Source organism: Paracoccus sp. MKU1 (assembly GCF_001447385.1).
GTDB lineage: Bacteria > Pseudomonadota > Alphaproteobacteria > Rhodobacterales > Rhodobacteraceae > Paracoccus.
Genome location: NZ_LLWQ01000211.1, coordinates 1 through 17,152, shown reverse-complemented (window position 1 = coordinate 17,152; position 17,152 = coordinate 1). Strand labels below are relative to the sequence as shown.

Below are 17,152 nucleotides of genomic sequence, written 5' to 3'. Positions count from 1 at the left end.
TGCTTATTTATTCGCGGTATTTCGACAGCACCAGCGTGGCGTTGGTGCCGCCGAAACCGAAACTGTTGGAAAGGACGCTATCGAAATCGACATTGTCCACGCGCGTCTGCGCGATCTCCTCGGGCCGGATCTCGGGGTCGAGCGTGGTGATATTGGCCGAGGCCGCGATGAAGCCGTTCTGCATCATCAGCAGCGAATAGATCGCCTCATGCACGCCGGTCGCGCCCAGCGAATGGCCGGTCAGCGATTTGGTGGAGGAAACCGGGGGAACCGCATCCTCGCCGAAGACCCGGCGCAGCGCCTTGATCTCGCCCACATCGCCCACCGGGGTCGAGGTGCCATGCGCATTGACGTAGGAGACCCTGCGGCCCTCGGGCAGGGTGGAGAGCGCCAGCCGCATCGAGCGTTCGCCGCCCTCGCCGGACGGGGCCACCATGTCGTATCCGTCGCTGGTCGCGCCGTAGCCGGTGACCTCGGCATAGATCCGGGCGCCGCGGGCCAGGGCGTGGTTCAGCTCCTCCAGCACCACCACGCCGGCGCCGCCGGCGATGACGAAACCGTCTCGGCTGGCGTCGAAGGGGCGCGAGGCACTCTGCGGCGTGTCGTTGTATTTCGACGACATGGCGCCCATGGCGTCGAACAGGCAGGAGAGGGTCCAGTCCAGCTCCTCGCCGCCGCCGGCGAAGACGATGTCCTGCTTGCCCATCTGGATCAACTCGGTGCCGTTGCCGACGCAATGCGCCGAGGTCGAGCAGGCCGAGGTGATCGAATAGTTCACGCCCTTGATCTTGAAGGGCGTGGCCAGGCAGGCGGAATTGGTCGAGGACATGCAGCGCGTTACCATGAAGGGGCCCATGCGCTTGGGCGCACCTTTCTCGATCACGGTGCGATGCGCCTCGAACAGGTTGGCGGTCGATGGCCCGCCCGAGCCCATGACTAGGCCGGCGCGTTCGTTCGAAACCTCCTCGGGGGTAAGCCCGGCATCCTCGATCGCCTGCTGCATGGCGATGAAGTTATAGGCCGCGCCCGCGCCCATGAAGCGCAGGTTGCGCTTGTCGATATGGTCCTCGAGCACGATCTGCGGCATGCCATGGACCTGGCTGCGAAAGCCGTGCTCGGCATATTCGGGGGCGAAGACGATGCCCGAACGGCCCGCGCGCAGGCTTTCGGTGACTTCTGCGGCATTGTTGCCGATGGGAGAGACGATGCCCAGCCCGGTGATGACGACACGGCGCATGGCGTGCTCCTTGTTCATGTGTCAGGCGGCCGACAGGGCCACCTTCATATCCTTGACCTCGTAGATGGTTTCGCCGTCGGCCTCGACGCGGCCATCGGCGACGCCCATGGTCAGACGGCGGGTCTGCACCGCCTTGGTGAAATTCACGAAATAGCGCAGCAGCTTGCGATCGGGGCGGACCATGCCGGTCAGCTTGACCTCACCCACGCCAAGCGCATAGCCGCGCCCCTGCCAGCCGCGCCAGCCGAGATTGAAGCCGGTCAACTGCCAGAGCCCGTCAAGGCCGAGGCAGCCGGGCATGATGGGATTGCCGGGGAAGTGGCAGGCGAAGAACCAAAGGTCGGGATGGATGTCGAATTCGGCGACGACATGGCCCTTGCCATGCGGCCCGGCATCGGCCGAAATCTCGGTGATGCGGTCCATCATCAGCATCGGCGGCTCGGGCAATTGGGCATTCCCGGGGCCGAACAGTTCGCCACGGGCGCAGGCCAGCAGATCTTCCTTGTCAAAGCTGGTCCGTGTCATCGTCATGCGCGTGTTTTCCCCTCGATCCGACGTTGCGTTATCTGCTGTGGCTGCCGCCGGGCGAGGCCCGCGCGAAACTTGCCCTTGGGTCTATCATTCCGCCCCGGCAGGGCGCAAGGGCGCAGGTTTTACGGGTTTTCGCATGGTGTTGCCGGCCATTGCCGGGGCGGGAGGTGCCGCGGACTGTCTTGCCGCGGCCGATCCGCGGGACGAGGCGCCGGATCCGGGAGCCGCGGCCTTGCATGCCCCGATCGGCGCCGTGGACCGGGGGCTTTGCGCCCCCGGACCCCCGCAGGATATTTGTCCACGGAAGAACGGGCCAGCCGGTGGATCGAACCCGGCTTCTTTCGTGGATAAATATCCTGGGGGAGCGCGGAACGCGCGGGGGCAAAGCCCCCGAATGCCTGCTACGCATATTGCGCTAGCTTTGCCCGGAAGGGCACGGGCGATGTGATGCGCAATCAGCCTGTCTGTTCCGCGGCCAGTTCGCGCGCATGCAGGGCGATCAGTTCGATGCCTGGCGCAATATCGGCCTCGCGGATCGAGGAATAGCCCAGCCGAAAGAAGGAACAGGGCATGGGCGGGGTTTCGAAGAACACCTCGCCCGGTTCGATCAGCACGCTGTCCTCTTGCAGCCGCATGGCCAGGGCGCTGCTGTCGATGCCCTCCGGCCCCTCGATCCACAGGCTGGATCCCCCCGAACGCGCCGCCCCGGCGATGCGCAGGTCCGTGGTGGCCAGCGCCTGCTCCATCAGCGCCCGGCGGCGCTTCAGCGCGCCGCGCAGCCGCACGATATGCGCGTCGTAATGGCCCAGCGCCAGGAAATAGGCGGTGATCCTCTGCAGGTGGTTCGGCGGGTGGCGCAGCATGATGGCGCGCAGCGCCCGCGCCCGGGCGATCAGCGGCGCCGGTGCCACCATGTAGCCGATGCGCAGACCCGGGAACAGCGATTTGGAGAAGCTGCCGATATAGATCACCCGCCCGGCGCGATCGAGCGATTTCAGCGCCGGCGCCGGCGGGGCCAGGTAGGACATCTCGAAATCGTAATCGTCCTCGACGATCAGGAAGTCATGGGCAGCGGCGCGGGCCAGCAGATCGCGGCGCCGGGCCAGCGGCATGGTGGCGCCGGTGGGAATGTTGTGGCTGGGGGTGACGATCACCAGCCGCGTACCCTGCGGCAGCAGCTCGGGGTTCAGCCCGCCCTCGTCCACATCGAGGAAGGTCGTCGGGCTATGCGCGCGGCGCAGGGTCTCGGCGAAATCGGGATAGCCGGGGTCCTCGGTCACCGCCAGCCGGTCGCCGCGCGCCAGCAGCTCGATGGTGATGAACAGCGCGTTCTGCGCGCCCAGCGTCACCAGCACCTCGTCCGGTTCGGCCTGGATGCCGCGCCGGGGCAGGGAATGCGAGCAGATATAGTCGATCAGCATCGGATCGTCGGCGCCGTAGAGATCCGAGGCCAGCTCGCCGAAATCGCGCGTGCCCCAGGCACGGCGGGCGCAGTCGCGCCAGGCATTGTGGTCGAACAGCGCCGCATCGCTTTGGCCGTAGATGAAGGGATAGCGGAAATCGCGCCAGTTCGCCGGCTTGCGGATCACCCGCTGGCGCGGCGGCCGCTCGGGCAGCCAGCTGTCCCAGTCGAGCGCGGTCTCGCGCGGCAGCGGCTCCTGCACCTTCAGCCGCCGATGCGGCACGGTGGCGGCGACCATGATGCCGGACCGCGGCCGCGTCTCCAGGTAGCCTTGGCTGATCAGCTCCTGATAGACCAGCGTCACGGTCATCCGCGAGAGTCCCAGCGACTCGGCCAGCCCCCGCGACGAGGGCAGCCGGGTGCCCGGCCGCGCCCGCGTTTCCAGGATTGCCCGCACGATGGCTGCCGCCAGCCGCGCCTGCAGCGTGCCTGCCTCGCCATCGCGCAGAAAGAACATCTCGACGGGAATCCGGTCGCTCATCTGGACCTAACTTTGGTTTCAACTGGACATATCGTTACGCCGCGTCACCTGCAACATTTTGTCGCAAGAAGCAGCCGTGCAGAGCTGCAAGGCCAATACAGACGAGGCCGAGCCCAAGGGCTTGGCTGCGTCGCAAGACCAACAACCGAAAGACAGGGAGTCACAGAAATGACCGACATGACCCGGGCCGGAGCCTTCCTGGCCGCGATGACCTTTGGCGCCGGCTTCGGCCTGGCCCCCGCCCATGCCGAGACCACGGTGGTGGTCGGCTACCAGCAGATCGTCGGGCCCTTCATCGCCGCCATCGCCGATGGCCGGCTGGACGCGGCCGCCAAGGAGGCGGGCTACAAGATCGACTGGCGGCAGTTCTCCTCGGGGGGCGACATCTCGACGGCGCTCGCCTCGGGCAACGTGCCGGTGGGGGTGATCGGCTCGACCGGGATCGCCGCCGCGGCGACGCGGGGGGTGGAGTTCGAGCTGTTCTGGATACTCGACAATATCGGCAAGTCCGAAGCCCTGGTCGCCCGCAACGGCTCGGGCATCGGGAAGCCCGCGGACCTGACCGGCAAGAAGGTCGCGGTGCCCTTCGTCTCGACCGCGCATTTCCACCTGCTGGTCGGCATGGATCAGGTCTGGAAGATCGACCCGCGTGGCGTCAACATCCTGAACATGAAGCCGCCGCAGATCCTGGCCGCCTGGCAGCGCGGCGATATCGACGCGGCCTATGTCTGGCCGCCGGTGCTGACCGAGTTGATGAAGGAAGGCGCGGTGATCGCCGACAGCGAGCAGATCGGCGCGGCCAGCGTGCCGACCTTTGACGGGCTGGTGGCGGACAAGGCCTTTGCGGCCGAGAACCCGGAATTCATGGCGGCCTTCACCAAGGCGCTGGCCGGGGCCTATGCCGATTACAATGCCGACAGGGCGGCCTGGACCGAGGATTCCCCGCAGGTCGCCGGCATCGTCAAGATGATCGGCGGCGATGCCGCCGGCACGGTCGAGGCGCTGAACATGCTGTCCTTTCCCGACGCGGCCGAGCAGGCATCCGAGACCTGGCTGACCGGCGGTGCGGTCCGCGCGCTCAGCGAAAGCGCCAGGTTCCTGGTCGAGCAGAAGCAGATCGACGGCGCGCTGGACGATTACGCCCCCTTCGTGAACCCGAGCTTCGCCCAGGCCGCGGCACAATAGGCGATCGGCCCCATCGGGGCCGCGTCCCGCGCGCCTGTAACTCCCTTTCTCTGAAAGACCGCTGATATGCAGACACTGAAAGTTTCCGACGTCAGCCTGATCTATCCCGGCCACCACAAGGGCGCCCCGGTCACCGCGCTGAAAGGCGTGAACCTGGAGGTCAAGAGCGGCGATTTCGTCGTCGCGCTGGGGGCCTCGGGCTGCGGCAAGACCACGCTTCTGAACCTGATGGCCGGGTTCATGGCGCCTTCCTCCGGGCAGATCACGCTGGGCGGCCGCCCGGTTGCCGGCTCCGGCGCCGAGCGCGGCGTGGTGTTCCAGAAACACGCGCTCTTGCCCTGGCTGAACGTCATCGACAATGTCGAGTTCGGCCTGAAGTTGCAGGGCGTGGACGCCAGGACGCGGCGTGAGCGCGCGGTGAAGAACCTGGCTCTGGTCGGCCTTCAGGATTTCCACAAGCACATGATCTATCACCTCTCGGGCGGCATGCAGCAGCGCGTCGGTATCGCCCGCGCCCTGACCTGCGACCCGGCCATGCTCTTGATGGACGAGCCGATGGCGGCGCTGGACGCGCTGACCCGCGAGACGGTGCAGGAACTGCTGCTTCAGATCTGGCAGCAGACCGACAAGATGTATTTCTTCATCACCCACAGCGTCGAGGAGGCGCTGTTTCTCGGCTCGCGGCTGATCGTCATGTCGCCGCGGCCGGGCCGCATCACCCATACCTACGAGCTGGACTTCAACCGCCGCTTCCTGGCCGAGGGCAATGCCCGCGCCATCAAGTCCAGTCCCGACTTCATCGCAATGAGGGAGCAGATCCTTGGCATCATCTATGGTGACGAACGCGCCGGCGAGCGGGAAAAGATCCATGCTTGATCGGCTGACGAAAGCGCGCCCGGCCCGCCCCGGCGTATCCTACGGCGCCCCGGGCGACGGCTCCAGCGCCATCATCAGCCTGGTCACCGCGCTTGCCCTGATCGCGCTGTGGTTCCTGGTCACCGGCATGGGCTGGGTCCGGCCGCTGTTCCTGCCCGCGCCGGCCGCGGTCTGGGGCAAGTTCGTGCTGGCCGCGACCGAGGGCGTGTCGAACTCGACCCTGGCCCAGCACACGCTGGCCAGCCTTGGCCGGGTGCTGGGCGCCTTCTTCCTGGCGCTGGCCATCGCGGTGCCGGTCGGCATCCTGATGGGGGTGAACCGGGTGATCCGCGGCCTTCTGGACCCGATCATCGAATTTTACCGCCCGCTGCCGCCCCTGGCCTATCTGCCGCTGATCATCATCTGGCTGGGCATCGGCGAGTTTCCCAAGGTCTTCCTGATCTTCCTGGCGATCTTTGCTCCCATGGCCATCGCGGCGCGGGCCGGCGTGCGCTCGGTCTCGATCGAGCAGATCCATGCCGCCTATGCGATGGGCGCCAGCAAGGTGCAGGTGATCTTCCACGTCATCCTCAAGGCCGCGCTGCCGGAGATCTTTACCGGCATGCGCATCGGCATCGGCGTGGGCTGGACGACGCTGGTCGCCGCCGAAATGGTCGCCGCCCACCGGGGCCTGGGCTTCATGGTGCTGAACTCGGCCGAATATCTCGCCAGCGACGCCGTGATCATGGGGATCATCGTGATCGGGGTACTGGCCTTTGCCTTCGACCTGCTGATCCGCCGCATCGAGCGGGCGCTGATCCCCTGGAAGGGCAAGGTCTGATCCCGCTCCGAACCTGACCCGCCGCAATTCACCGCAAACGTCCCGGAGGCGCGCCCGCGCGCCACCGACCGGGAGAGGAGTATCCATCGATGACCCGCAAGCTGACCGCCGACGACCTGAAGGCCACCTTCGACGCCTTCAACTGCCACGACATCGACGGCGTGATGACCCATTTCGCCGAGGACTGCGTGTTCTACACCGTCGCCGGCGAGCACGAATACGGCAACAAGGTCGAGGGCAAGGCGGCCATCGCCAGGGCCTTCGAGGCGGTCTGGACCACGATGCCGGACGTCGAATGGGCCGACCACACGCATTTCCTGTCCGAGGACGGCACGCGCGGCGTGTCGCAATGGACCTTCCGCGCCACCAACCCGGACGGCAGCCGCATCGAGGTGCAGGGCGTGGACCTGTTCCGCATCGCGGGCGGCCGGATCGTCGAGAAGCAGGCGATCCGCAAGCAGCGCCCGGCCATCCCCGCCCCCGCACCCGCCCTTGCCGAGAAATGAGGGTGGCCATGCAGGTGATCGAGAAACGTGCGGGCCAGACACGTCCGGGCTCGCTCCCCTTCGACCCGTTCTACGATCCCATCACCGCGCGGGATCTGGGTCCGCGCAGCGATTACGCGCCGACCTACTGGATCGGCACCGCCGGCACCCCGCCGCCGGATGACGGGCCGCTGACGCGCGACCTGGATGCCGACGTGGTGGTGATCGGCTCGGGCTATACCGGCCTTTCCTGCGCCATCCACCTGGCCAAGATGCACGGCATCAAGGCCACGGTGCTGGAGGCGAACGGCGTGGCCTATGGCTGCTCGACCCGCAATGGCGGGCAGGCGCAGGTCAGTTCGGGCCGGCTCAAGCGCAGCCAGTGGATCGAGCGCTGGGGCCTCGATGTCGCGAAGCGCCTGCATGCCGAGGTCTGCGAGGCCTTCGACCTGTTCCGCGGGCTGATCCGCGACCATGCCATCGACTGCGATCCCCAGGACGGCGGGCATTACTACATCGCCCACAAGGCCGGCGTGATGCCGGCGCTGGAGAGCGAGGCCACGCTTCTGCGCGACACCTTCGGCTATGACGCCCGCATGATCTCGCGCGACGAGCTGCATGCCGAGGTGGTGCGCGATCACGAGGCGCATGGCGCCCTGTGGGAGGCGGACGGCGTCGGCATCCATGCCGCGAAGCTGGCCTTCGGCTATCTGCGCCTTGCCCGGGAACTGGGCGCAAAAGTGCATGTCGACAGCCCGGTGCAGGGCTGGGACTGCCGAAATGGCCTGCATCACCTGCGCACCCCGGGCGGCACGGTGCGGGCGAAACGGGTGGCGGTGGCGACGGCGGCCTATGCGCCGCGCGGCCTGCACCCGCGGCTCCGGGACCGGCTGATGCCGATCATGTCGAACAGCATCGTCACCCGCGGGCTGACCCCGGGCGAGCTGGAGGCGGTCGGCATCCGGAAACTCTCGCCGCTGACCGACACAAGGACGCTGCGACATTACTACCGGCTGCTGCCGGACAACCGGCTGCAAATCGGCTCGCGCGCCGCGATCACCGGCCGCGACGCGGCGAACCCGGCGCATCTGAACGCACTCAAGGAGGGGATGTATCGCAAGTTCCCCGCCCTGCGCGGCATCGAGCTGGATTACAGCTGGTGGGGCTGGGTGGATGTGAGCCACGACATGATGCCGCGCATCACCGGCCTGCCGGACCTGCCCGGCGCCTTCTACGCCCTGGGCTATGGCGGCAACGGCGTGATGTATTCCGCCATGGCCGGGCGGCGCATGGCGCAGCTGGTGGCGGGCGAGGCGGTGCCGGACCTGCCGATCTTCAACTCCGAACTGCCGCATGAGGGCTGGAAGACGCCGTTCCGGCGGCTGGGCCAATGGGGCCTCTACAAGTTTTACCACTATCGCGACGAGCGCAAATAAGGAGCCATCGCCATGAGAATGACCACTGAGGAGTCTTTTGTTAAGGTTTTGCAGCTTCACGGGATCGAGCATGCGTTCGGGATCATCGGTTCTGCGATGATGCCGGTGAGCGATCTGTTTCCGAAGGCGGGGATCACGTTCTGGGACTGCGCGCATGAGACGAATGCCGGTCTGATGGCGGACGGGTTCACGCGCTCGACCGGCAAGATGTCGATGGCGATCGCGCAGAACGGCCCCGGGGTGACCGGCTTCGTGACGCCGGTGAAGACCGCCTACTGGAACCACACGCCCTTGCTGCTGGTGACGCCGCAGGCGGCGAACAGGACCATCGGCCAGGGCGGCTTCCAGGAGATGGAGCAGATGCGGCTCTTCGCCGATTGCGTCTGCTACCAGGAGGAGGTGCGCGACCCCAGCCGCATCCCCGAGGTGCTGAACCGGGTGATCATGCAGGCCTGGCGCAACTCGGCCCCGGCGCAGATCAACATCCCGCGCGACATGTGGACCCAGGTCATCGACGTCGAGCTGCCGCAGGTGGTCAGCTTCGAGCGGCCCGCGGGCGGCGAGGCGGCGGTGGCCGAGGCGGCGCGGCTGCTCAGCGAGGCGACGTTCCCGGTCATCCTGTCGGGCGCCGGCGTGGTGCTGTCGGGCGCGATCCCGGACCTCGCGAAACTGGCCGAGCGGCTGGATGCGCCGGTCTGCTCGAACTACCAGCACAATGACAGCTTCCCGGGCAGCCACCCGCTGGCGGTCGGACCCTTGGGCTACAACGGCTCGAAGGCGGCGATGGAGCTGATCGCCCGGGCCGATGTGGTGCTGGCGCTGGGGACGCGGCTCAATCCGTTCTCGACCCTGCCGGGCTACGGCATCGACTACTGGCCCAAGGACGCCAGGATCATCCAGGTCGACATCAACGCCGACCGCATCGGCCTGACCAAGAAGGTCACGGTGGGCATCCAGGGCGACGCGGCCAAGGTGGCGCGCGGCATCCTGGCGCAGCTCGCCCCGACGGCGGGCGACGCCGGCCGGGCCGAGCGCCGCGACCTGGTGGCGCAGACCAAGTCCCGCTGGGCGCAGGAGCTTTCGAGCCTCGACCACGAGGATGACGATCCCGGCACCGAATGGAACGCCGAGGCGCGGGCGCGCGACGCCGGGCTGATGAGCCCGCGCCAGGCCTGGCGGGCGATCATGCAGGCGGTGCCGAAGGAGGCCATCGTCAGCAGCGACATCGGCAACAACTGCGCCATCGGCAATGCCTATCCGAGCTTCGAGGCCGGGCGGAAATACCTGGCGCCGGGGCTCTTCGGTCCCTGCGGCTACGGCTTCCCGGCGATCCTGGGCGCCAAGATCGGCAATCCCGAGGTGCCGGTGATCGGCTTTGCCGGCGACGGCGCCTTCGGCATCTCGATGAACGAGATGACCGCCTGCGGGCGCGCGGACTGGCCGGCGATCACCATGGTGATCTTCCGCAACTACCAGTGGGGCGCGGAAAAGCGCAACACGACGCTGTGGTACGACAACAACTTCGTCGGCACCGAGCTCGACCGCGACACCTCCTATGCCGGCATCGCCCGGGCCTGCGGGCTGAACGGCGTGCAGGTGAAGTCGCAGGAGGAGCTGACCGCGGCGCTGCACGAGGCGGTCGAGCGGCAGATGCGGGACGGCGAGACCACCTTCATCGAGGTGCTCTTGAACCAGGAGCTGGGCGAGCCCTTCCGCCGCGACGCGATGAAGAAGCCGGTGGTGGTGGCGGGCATCGACCCGGCCGACATGCGCCCGCAAAGGGGCGCGGCCTGAGCCAGGGAGGGGGGCAGGCCCCCAATGCCCCGCCCCGCCTTTCTCCGTTGCCCGAAATACCCCGGGGGGCGCCTGCGCGGCCCCGTCGAGGGGCCGCGCAGGCGCGAGGGGGCAGAGCCCCCTCGGCGGCCCGGCGCCCCATGACACTGCCCGGTGCGGCCCTCTCCGCGCCGGCCCCATTCCCGCATCCCGGTGACGACGATGATGACCACCATGATCCCTTCGCGCGGCCTGATCGAGGAAGCCTTCCCGGGCTTCGCGGTCTCGGCGCTGGTCGCGGCCACGGCGCAGTTCCTGTCGGACCATTACGGCGCCCCGGCCATGCTGCTGGCGCTGCTCCTGGGCCTGGCGCTGAACTTCCTGGCCGAGGACGGCACCCGCACCGCGCCCGGCATCGCCTTCACCGCCCGCACCGTGCTGCGGCTGGGGGTGGCGCTGCTGGGCGCGCGCATCTCGGTCGACATGCTGGCGGCGCTGGGGCCGCGCGCCATCGCGCTGGTGGTGGCCGGGGTGGTGCTGACCATCCTCTTCGCGCTTCTCGCCACCCGCCTCGTCGGCCGCGGCTGGCGCTTTGCGCTCTTGACCGGCGGCTCGGTGGCGATCTGCGGCGCCTCGGCGGCCATGGCCATCGCCGCGGTGCTGCCCCGGCACGAGAAATCCGAGCGCGACCTGGTCTTCACCGTGCTCTCGGTCACCGTGCTCTCGACCCTGGCCATGGTGCTTTATCCGATGCTGGCGGCGGTCTTCGGCTTCACGGCGCGCGACAGCGGCGTCTTCCTGGGCGGCACCATCCACGACGTGGCGCAGGTGGTCGGCGCCGGCTTCTCGATCGGCCCCGAGGCCGGCGAGACCGCGACGCTGGTCAAGCTGATCCGGGTCTCGATGCTGGCGCCGGTGGTCTTGTGCTTCTCGCTGGCGATCCGGGCGCGCGGGCTGGCGGGCCGAGACGGCGGCAAGGCGCCGCCGCTGCTGCCGGGCTTCGTCATCGGCTTCCTGGCGCTGGCGGCGCTGAACAGCCTGGGCCTGATCCCGCAGGCGGTTTCGGACTTCGCCGGGCAGCTGTCCCGCTGGGCGCTGCTGATCGCCATCGCCGCGGTGGGGATCAAGACCTCGCTCGGCAAGATGCTCGAGGTCGGCGGCGGCGCCATCGCGCTGATCGTGGCCGAAACCGTGTTCCTGGGCGTCTTCGTCGTCGCCGGCCTGCATTTCCTGGGGTGATGAGATGAAACCGCTCGACCGCATCCACGAGACCGCGAAGGCGCTGAACCGCCACATCATCCTGCCCGAGGGCGAGGATCCCCGCGTGGCCGAGGCCGCCCGCCGCCTGGTGGCCGAGGGCCTGGCGCGCGTCACCCTGATGGGCGGGCCCGAGATCCCGGGCGTGGGCCGCATCGACCCGGCCGGCGCGCCGGACCTGGCGGAGCTGGCCGATCACTGGCACCGGCTGCGCGCGGCCCGGGGCATGACCGCCGAACGCGCGCTCGACGAGATGCGCGATGGGGTCCGCCAGGCGGCGATGCGGGTGCGGCTGGGTCAGGCCGACGGCACGGTGGGCGGTGCGGTCGCCACCACCGCCGACACGGTGCGGGCGGCACTGCAGATCATCGGCCGGGCGCCCGATGCCGGCATCGTGTCGAGCTTCTTCCTGATGCTGTCCTGCGGGCCGGAGGCGCCGATCAAGGGCGGCATGATCTTCGCCGATTGCGGGCTGGTGATCCAGCCCGACGCGGGAGAGCTTGCCGCCATCGCGCTGTCGGCGGCCGAGAGCTGCCGGCGGCTGCTGGCCGAGGAGCCGCGGGTGGCGCTTTTGTCCTTCTCGACCGCCGGCTCGGCCGATCACCCGAGCCTCGGGCGCCTGCGCGAGGCGCTGGCCCTGATCCGCGCCGCCGCGCCGGGGCTGGAGGTGGATGGCGAGATGCAGTTCGACGCGGCGCTGGACGAGGCGATCCGGGCGCGCAAGGCGCCCGGCAGCCGCCTGAACGGCCGCCCGAACGTGTTCATCTTCCCCGACCTTGCTTCGGGCAATATCGGCTACAAGATCGCCGAGCGCCTGGGCGGCCTCACCGCCATCGGCCCCATCCTCCAGGGCCTCGCAAAACCCGCAAACGACCTCTCAAGAGCATGCTCCGTCAACGACATCGTCAACGCAGCCGCAATAACCGCTATACAGGCGGTGTAGGCAGGGCATTCTTCGCAGGCCGCGCATCGGCCCGCCATTCCCGGCAAGACATCTCCGATCCGGGAAGTACCATCGCGCATGCGCTCCGCAGATACCGACGAATAGTCGAGGCGATCCCCGGGATCGGATGCGTGCCGGCAAATCGCGCCAAACTACCTGAACAGGCGGTGGAAGGCGCGATTTGCCTCGCTTTGCAACCCGTCGCCGCGCAGGGGCGGAACGGGCAGATTATCGGACATGACGAGCGATCTTCCCTCGGCGGCGAGAGAGGCCGCGGATGATGGGATCACGCATGGGAGCCCAGGCGATCACTGCATGGCTGGGGCGGGGCTCTCCTCATCGAACTCGGGCAAGGCCTCCAACTGTTCGCGCGTCCAGGGCAGATAGATGCGCAGGTCGGTGTCGCTGCGATAGACCACCAGGTCTTCGATGGGCACCGCGACACGATGCGCTCCTATGCCCAGAAAGCCGCCTACGTCGATGATGGCCTGGCTGATCTCGGCCGTGTCCATCGGCTGCGGAGCGTCGTCGGGTGCGGTTTGCACCGGCGGGGTGGTGGCGTCGGTGGGCGTGACGGTGCTGGTGTCCGAGCCGATATTCTCCATCCGGTCGCTGTCGGTGCCACCGGTCACCTCGGAGGCATCCGCGCCGGAATCCGGGGCCGCGGTCTCGGGGCCGGCCGTCTCGCCGTCGGCCGTGCCGGCTGCGTCCGGGGTGGTGCCGGCCGCATCGCCTGCGCCGGTCCCGGGGTCTGTCGCCGGCGCCGTGGCGGGTTCGCCAGCCGGAAGGGTTTCAGGGGCGGCGCCCGTCGCCGGCGCGGTGGCGTCCGTGTCGCTGCCTTGCAGCGAGGTGGTGCCATCGGCAAAGACCAGCCCATGCACCTCGCCGATCGCGTCGCCGTTGGCGTCATAGACCGTGGCGCCCTCCAGGCTCTCGGTCGTCAGCGCCGCGTCGTCTTCCACATAGCCTTCGGGCGGGGTGATGGCGGGCGGGGTGGCGGCGTCAGGCGGCGCTTCGATGGCGGGGGTGGTCTCCTCGCCCATCGGCACCGGCGGCTGGGTCTCGGTCTCCTGGGCCTGGGCGGCGGCCACGCTCAGCGCGGCGGCAAGGGCGGTGGTGGCAAACAGATGTTTCATCTTGTTTCCTCCTCTGGATGCGGGGATTGCTCAGGGCCGTTGAACCGTCCGGGGCGGCAAATGTTCCCGCAAACGGCCTTCACGGTGGCGTTATGGAACATCCGGACCTTTCGACGGTTGGGGGGACCTCGACCGGACAAGCAGAGGAGGACCTGGAATGGACCATGCCACGCATACCCGCCTGAACGAGGACGAACTGACCGAGGCCGCGCTGACCGGCGCCACCATCTATGGCCCGGGCGATGAGAGGATCGGCCATGTCTCGCATGTCCATGGCGTTGGCAGCGAAGCCGTGGTGGTGATCGATGTCGGCGGTTTCCTGGGAATCGGCTCGAAGCCGGTCGCCGTTCCGGCCCGCGAGCTGGACTTCATGCGCGATGGCAGCAACAGCATCCATGCCGTCTCGCGCTGGACCAAGGAGGAGCTGAAGCAGATGCCCGAGCATCGCGATTGACACCTGACACCGTCGGGCCGGCCTGCGCAGGGCCGGCTGCGCTGACTAGGAGGATTTCACCATGGGCGAGGAATTCGATCCGAAAACGGAAAACGAAAAGTTCAACGTCCAGAAACGGGCACAGCAGCTGAAGATGGGCAATGCCGATCCGGTGCTGAACCCCAAGCAGATGCAGCGGTCGAACGAACCCAATGCCGGCGGCCAGAACCGCGAGGCGGGCGACCGCAAGGCCCGGCAGAACGACCGCGCCACCAATGGCGGGGAATGAGGCTCCGGCGGTCTCGCTTCCGCCCTTCTCTGGAGGATCAGGATATGCCAGCCAAGTCCAAGGCACAGCAGAAGGCGGCCGGCGCGGCGCTGGCCGCCAAACGCGGCGAGACCAGCAAGAGCGAACTGCGCGAGCCTTCTAAGCAAATGTATGAATCGATGACCGAGAAGGAGCTCGAGGAGCTCGCCAGCACCAAGCGCAAGGGCAAGCCCGAGCACAAGGGCTGAAGGCGCCTGCGGGCGGAGGCTGCCGGCCCGCGCCCGTTTTCTTCAGTAATTCCCCGGCGGGTCGCTTGCCGGGAAGGATTCGTCGCTTTGTTCGTCGACGATGTCCCAGTCGCGCGGCGGATTTTCCATCCGGCGCCGGCCGGCCGGGCGGATGTTCTGGCGTGGGAGGTCCTGGCGCGGCCCGCGTCCCGGGGCCGGCCGCGCCAGCGCATCGCAGGCCCCTTTGAGCGCGAAGCCGGCCGCAAGGCCGCAGAAAAACGCGAGATTGCGATTGTTCATGTCTCGACTCCTTTTTCAGATCATCGGCATGCCGCCGGTGGCGGCGATGGTCGCGCCCGAGACATAGCTCGACATCGGCTCGGCCAGCATCACATAGGCCGAGGCCAGCTCGACCGGCTGCGCCGGGCGCTTCATCGGATAGTTGGCGCCGAATCCCGCCACCTGCTCGGGCGACATGCTGGCCGGGATCAGCGGCGTCCAGACCGGGCCAGGCGCCACCGCGTTCACCCGGATGCCGCGCCCGGCCAGCATCTGCGCAAGTCCGGTGGTGAAATTCTGGATCGCGCCCTTGGTCGTGGCATAGGCCAAGAGCTGGGGATTGGGCTTGTCGGCATTGATCGAGGCGGTGTTGATGATCGCCGACCCATTGGGCATATGCGGCACCGCCGCCTTGGTCAGGTGGAAGATCGCGTCGATATTGACCGCGAAGGTTCGGCGCCATTCCTCCTCCGGGATCTCCTCGATGCTGTCGAACAGCGCCTGATGCGCGGCATTGTTCACCAGGATGTCGATGCGGCCGAAGCGCTCCACCACCTCGGCAACGATCCGGCGGCAATGGGCGGGATCGGCAATGTCGCCGGGGATCGACAGGCAGTCGCGGCCGGCTTCGCGCACCAGATCGGCCGTGCTCGCGGCATCCTCGGTCTCGTTGAGCCAGGACAGCGCGATGTCGGCGCCCTCGCGGGCATAGGCGATGGCGACGGCGCGGCCGATACCACTGTCGCCGCCGGTGATCAGCGCCACCTTGCCCTTCAGTCGGCCGCTGCCTTGCCAGCTGTCCTCGCCATGGTCGGGGCGCGGGTCCATCTTGCGAAAGCTGCCGGGCAGGGATTGCTGCTGCTCGGGGAAGGGCGGCTTGGGATAATCACGCATCGGTCGGGCCTTTCGTCAGGGTGGGGGCGCCGGGATGCGTGCCGCCATCGCCATGGCGGTTCGGATCCTCGGTGACGGCGCCGGCCGGGTCCACGCGCTGCTGGCGCTGGTCGAGCACATGCGGCGCGGGCTGCCGCAGCCGCTCGAGCCTCGAAAGCGGCGGCTCGGCCGGTCTGGCACCGCCGGGGACCGGGGGATAACGATCCTGCCCGACCGATGTTCCCGCTGCGGGGCGCCCAATGGCCTGCGCCGCGATCAGGCCCAGCGACAGGCCGACCCCCAGCGCCGCAAGCCCGGCCGCGACGCCCCAGGGCGGCACCACCAGCTCCCATCCCGGCCGCAGGCGCGCGGGCATCAGGCCGTAATCGACCAGCCCGGCCATCAGGGCGGTGGCGAGCCCGGCGGTCCAGCCCAGCCAGGCGCGATCCTGGGGCAGGCGGCGGACCAGCAGCACCGCGACCGCCGCCCAGAAGAAGCAGGAGGCGACATGGATCGCGGTGCCCAGGCCGGTATGGCCGAGGTCCAGCGCGGTGGTGCCGGCGGCGGCGGGGCCGTGCAGCGCATGGGTGGTGGCGTTCAGCGGCATCCAGACCGGCAGGCCGCGTGCCGCGGCCGTCGCACCCAGCACCAGGGCCGAGAGCAGCGCCGCAAGAGCTCCGGCCAGCGGCCAGGCCAGGTCGAACCGCGCCATGGCGATCGGACGGGTCATCGCTTCCTCCTTATCTCCTGGATGGCGAACTGCCTGCGGGCGCAAATGTTCCCGGGAGCATTTTCCGGGGTTGCCGGTTCAGGCCCCCGCGAAACCGCCGGGCCGTTTTCAAGGCCAGCCTGGCAAGGAAGGAGACATCCGCATGGCCCACAAGGTTCTTGACGATCTGTTCCACGACACGCTGAAGGACATCTCCCATGCCGAGCGCCGGATCCTGAAGGCGCTGCCCCGGATGGCGCGCGGCGCGCGGCTCAGAATGCCGGCTCCAGCGCCCGGCGCAGCATGGTGCGGGCGCGGTTCACCCGGCTCTTGACGGTGCCGATGTCGCAATCGAGGAGCCTGGCCGCGTCGAGATAGCTCTCGCCGAGCGCGCCGACCAGGACGATCGCCTCGCGGTAATGCCGCGGCATCACGCGCAGCGCGGCCTGCAACTCGCTGGTCTGCATGTGCCATTCCTGGGCGGGCCGGACCTGCGGCACCAGCGAGGCGCAATCCGCCGCCCCGGTGCGCTCGCGCGCGGCCTTCCGGCAATGGGTGAAGAAACGGTTGCGCATGATGGTGAACAGCCAGGCCCGCATATTGGTGCCGGGCCGGTAGCGATGGGCGTTCTCGATGGCGCGCAGCAGGGTCTCCTGGACCAGATCCTCGGCATCCGGGGTCGATCTGCACAAGGCGCGCGAATAGGCCCGGAGCGCCGGAATATGTCCGAGTATGTCGTCC

General features: G+C 68.4%; 20 protein-coding genes. 12 read left to right on the top strand and 8 right to left on the bottom strand.

The features are described 5' to 3' along the window. Positions 1-7: 7 nt before the first annotated feature. The 3 genes from fabB to AQY21_RS21995 form a co-directional block, all read right to left on the bottom strand. Positions 8-1,237: a beta-ketoacyl-ACP synthase I gene (gene fabB / locus AQY21_RS22005; RefSeq protein ID WP_058099755.1), complete on the bottom strand. Its 1,230-nt coding sequence runs from the start codon at positions 1,235-1,237 to the stop codon at positions 8-10. A gap of 21 nt (positions 1,238-1,258) precedes the next feature. Continuing rightward, positions 1,259-1,768 carry a bifunctional 3-hydroxydecanoyl-ACP dehydratase/trans-2-decenoyl-ACP isomerase gene (fabA, locus tag AQY21_RS22000; protein WP_058099730.1) on the bottom strand — a complete coding sequence of 170 codons (510 nt, stop codon included), beginning with the start codon at positions 1,766-1,768 and terminating at the stop codon, positions 1,259-1,261. 455 nt (positions 1,769-2,223) lie between these two features. Further along, on the bottom strand, positions 2,224-3,711 hold the full coding sequence (locus AQY21_RS21995; RefSeq protein ID WP_058099729.1) for a PLP-dependent aminotransferase family protein: 1,488 nt from the start codon (positions 3,709-3,711) through the stop codon (positions 2,224-2,226). Positions 3,712-3,879: 168 nt separating this feature from the next. Between AQY21_RS21995 and tauA the strand changes: the two genes are divergently transcribed. From tauA to AQY21_RS21955, 8 genes are all read left to right on the top strand, one after another. Next, complete coding sequence (gene tauA / locus AQY21_RS21990; protein ID WP_082658235.1) at positions 3,880-4,896, top strand: taurine ABC transporter substrate-binding protein; 1,017 nt, start codon at positions 3,880-3,882, stop codon at positions 4,894-4,896. A gap of 66 nt (positions 4,897-4,962) precedes the next feature. After that, positions 4,963-5,772, top strand: a complete 810-nt coding sequence (locus AQY21_RS21985) for a taurine ABC transporter ATP-binding protein (RefSeq protein WP_058099728.1) — start codon at positions 4,963-4,965, stop codon at positions 5,770-5,772. After that, positions 5,765-6,592, top strand: a complete 828-nt coding sequence (locus AQY21_RS21980; RefSeq protein WP_058099727.1) for an ABC transporter permease subunit — start codon at positions 5,765-5,767, stop codon at positions 6,590-6,592. The genes AQY21_RS21985 and AQY21_RS21980 overlap by 8 nt, the downstream gene beginning before the upstream one ends. A gap of 89 nt (positions 6,593-6,681) precedes the next feature. Continuing rightward, on the top strand, positions 6,682-7,098 hold the full coding sequence (locus tag AQY21_RS21975) for a nuclear transport factor 2 family protein (RefSeq protein ID WP_058099726.1): 417 nt from the start codon (positions 6,682-6,684) through the stop codon (positions 7,096-7,098). An 8-nt stretch (positions 7,099-7,106) separates the two neighbouring features. Then, positions 7,107-8,513, top strand: coding sequence for an FAD-binding oxidoreductase (locus AQY21_RS21970; RefSeq protein ID WP_058099725.1), 1,407 nt, complete (start codon positions 7,107-7,109; stop codon positions 8,511-8,513). Positions 8,514-8,525: 12 nt separating this feature from the next. After that, positions 8,526-10,307: a sulfoacetaldehyde acetyltransferase gene (gene xsc / locus AQY21_RS21965; RefSeq protein ID WP_058099724.1), complete on the top strand. Its 1,782-nt coding sequence runs from the start codon at positions 8,526-8,528 to the stop codon at positions 10,305-10,307. Positions 10,308-10,508: 201 nt separating this feature from the next. Further along, positions 10,509-11,525 carry a YeiH family protein gene (locus AQY21_RS21960; RefSeq protein WP_058099723.1) on the top strand — a complete coding sequence of 339 codons (1,017 nt, stop codon included), beginning with the start codon at positions 10,509-10,511 and terminating at the stop codon, positions 11,523-11,525. 4 nt (positions 11,526-11,529) lie between these two features. Next, a complete protein-coding gene (locus tag AQY21_RS21955; protein ID WP_058099722.1) occupies positions 11,530-12,486 on the top strand; it encodes a phosphate acetyltransferase in 957 nt (318 codons plus the stop codon). A gap of 308 nt (positions 12,487-12,794) precedes the next feature. On the opposite strand, the gene AQY21_RS21950 is transcribed toward AQY21_RS21955, so the two are convergent. Further along, on the bottom strand, positions 12,795-13,622 hold the full coding sequence (locus AQY21_RS21950; RefSeq protein WP_058099721.1) for a hypothetical protein: 828 nt from the start codon (positions 13,620-13,622) through the stop codon (positions 12,795-12,797). A 157-nt stretch (positions 13,623-13,779) separates the two neighbouring features. Between AQY21_RS21950 and AQY21_RS21945 the strand changes: the two genes are divergently transcribed. The 3 genes from AQY21_RS21945 (at position 13,780) to AQY21_RS21935 (ending at position 14,571) form a co-directional block, all read left to right on the top strand. Beyond that, positions 13,780-14,076: a PRC-barrel domain-containing protein gene (locus AQY21_RS21945; RefSeq protein WP_058099720.1), complete on the top strand. Its 297-nt coding sequence runs from the start codon at positions 13,780-13,782 to the stop codon at positions 14,074-14,076. A 61-nt stretch (positions 14,077-14,137) separates the two neighbouring features. Next, a complete protein-coding gene (locus AQY21_RS21940) occupies positions 14,138-14,344 on the top strand; it encodes a hypothetical protein (RefSeq protein WP_058099719.1) in 207 nt (68 codons plus the stop codon). A 44-nt stretch (positions 14,345-14,388) separates the two neighbouring features. Further along, a complete protein-coding gene (locus AQY21_RS21935) occupies positions 14,389-14,571 on the top strand; it encodes a DUF3008 family protein (protein ID WP_058099718.1) in 183 nt (60 codons plus the stop codon). A 42-nt stretch (positions 14,572-14,613) separates the two neighbouring features. Here the strand turns inward: AQY21_RS21935 and AQY21_RS29100 are convergent, their stop codons facing one another. The 3 genes from AQY21_RS29100 to AQY21_RS21920 are packed head-to-tail and all read right to left on the bottom strand — an operon-like array spanning position 14,614 to position 16,432. Then, a complete protein-coding gene (locus tag AQY21_RS29100) occupies positions 14,614-14,850 on the bottom strand; it encodes a hypothetical protein (protein WP_058099717.1) in 237 nt (78 codons plus the stop codon). A gap of 15 nt (positions 14,851-14,865) precedes the next feature. After that, positions 14,866-15,723 carry a glucose 1-dehydrogenase gene (locus AQY21_RS21925; protein WP_058099716.1) on the bottom strand — a complete coding sequence of 286 codons (858 nt, stop codon included), beginning with the start codon at positions 15,721-15,723 and terminating at the stop codon, positions 14,866-14,868. Beyond that, on the bottom strand, positions 15,716-16,432 hold the full coding sequence (locus AQY21_RS21920; RefSeq protein WP_238986875.1) for a hypothetical protein: 717 nt from the start codon (positions 16,430-16,432) through the stop codon (positions 15,716-15,718). The genes AQY21_RS21925 and AQY21_RS21920 overlap by 8 nt, the downstream gene beginning before the upstream one ends. Between AQY21_RS21920 and AQY21_RS30285 the strand changes: the two genes are divergently transcribed. Next, complete coding sequence (locus AQY21_RS30285) at positions 16,413-16,745, top strand: DUF892 family protein (RefSeq protein WP_369807825.1); 333 nt, start codon at positions 16,413-16,415, stop codon at positions 16,743-16,745. The genes AQY21_RS21920 and AQY21_RS30285 overlap by 20 nt on opposite strands. On the opposite strand, the gene AQY21_RS21915 is transcribed toward AQY21_RS30285, so the two are convergent. Further along, a partial coding sequence (locus tag AQY21_RS21915; RefSeq protein ID WP_238986874.1) for a sigma-70 family RNA polymerase sigma factor occupies positions 16,684-17,152 on the bottom strand: 469 nt, incomplete at its 5' end. The two genes, AQY21_RS30285 and AQY21_RS21915, sit on opposite strands and share 62 nt — an antisense overlap.

Excerpts from the sequence above, each read along its gene's own strand:
- AQY21_RS21995 (WP_058099729.1), bottom strand. The coding sequence starts at position 3,711 with ATGAGCGACCGGATTCCCGTCGAGATGTTCTTTCTGCGCGATGGCGAG.
- AQY21_RS21920 (WP_238986875.1), bottom strand. The coding sequence starts at position 16,432 with ATGACCCGTCCGATCGCCATGGCGCGGTTCGACCTGGCCTGGCCGCTG.
- AQY21_RS21980 (WP_058099727.1), top strand. The coding sequence starts at position 5,765 with ATGCTTGATCGGCTGACGAAAGCGCGCCCGGCCCGCCCCGGCGTATCC.
- AQY21_RS21960 (WP_058099723.1), top strand. The coding sequence starts at position 10,509 with ATGATGACCACCATGATCCCTTCGCGCGGCCTGATCGAGGAAGCCTTC.
- fabA (WP_058099730.1), bottom strand. The coding sequence starts at position 1,768 with ATGACGATGACACGGACCAGCTTTGACAAGGAAGATCTGCTGGCCTGC.
- AQY21_RS21945 (WP_058099720.1), top strand. The coding sequence starts at position 13,780 with ATGGACCATGCCACGCATACCCGCCTGAACGAGGACGAACTGACCGAG.
- AQY21_RS21925 (WP_058099716.1), bottom strand. The coding sequence starts at position 15,723 with ATGCGTGATTATCCCAAGCCGCCCTTCCCCGAGCAGCAGCAATCCCTG.
- fabB (WP_058099755.1), bottom strand. The coding sequence starts at position 1,237 with ATGCGCCGTGTCGTCATCACCGGGCTGGGCATCGTCTCTCCCATCGGC.
- AQY21_RS29100 (WP_058099717.1), bottom strand. The coding sequence starts at position 14,850 with ATGAACAATCGCAATCTCGCGTTTTTCTGCGGCCTTGCGGCCGGCTTC.
- AQY21_RS21970 (WP_058099725.1), top strand. The coding sequence starts at position 7,107 with ATGCAGGTGATCGAGAAACGTGCGGGCCAGACACGTCCGGGCTCGCTC.
- xsc (WP_058099724.1), top strand. The coding sequence starts at position 8,526 with ATGAGAATGACCACTGAGGAGTCTTTTGTTAAGGTTTTGCAGCTTCAC.
- AQY21_RS21975 (WP_058099726.1), top strand. The coding sequence starts at position 6,682 with ATGACCCGCAAGCTGACCGCCGACGACCTGAAGGCCACCTTCGACGCC.
- tauA (WP_082658235.1), top strand. The coding sequence starts at position 3,880 with ATGACCGACATGACCCGGGCCGGAGCCTTCCTGGCCGCGATGACCTTT.
- AQY21_RS21955 (WP_058099722.1), top strand. The coding sequence starts at position 11,530 with ATGAAACCGCTCGACCGCATCCACGAGACCGCGAAGGCGCTGAACCGC.
- AQY21_RS21950 (WP_058099721.1), bottom strand. The coding sequence starts at position 13,622 with ATGAAACATCTGTTTGCCACCACCGCCCTTGCCGCCGCGCTGAGCGTG.
- AQY21_RS21940 (WP_058099719.1), top strand. The coding sequence starts at position 14,138 with ATGGGCGAGGAATTCGATCCGAAAACGGAAAACGAAAAGTTCAACGTC.
- AQY21_RS30285 (WP_369807825.1), top strand. The coding sequence starts at position 16,413 with ATGGCGATCGGACGGGTCATCGCTTCCTCCTTATCTCCTGGATGGCGA.
- AQY21_RS21935 (WP_058099718.1), top strand. The coding sequence starts at position 14,389 with ATGCCAGCCAAGTCCAAGGCACAGCAGAAGGCGGCCGGCGCGGCGCTG.
- AQY21_RS21985 (WP_058099728.1), top strand. The coding sequence starts at position 4,963 with ATGCAGACACTGAAAGTTTCCGACGTCAGCCTGATCTATCCCGGCCAC.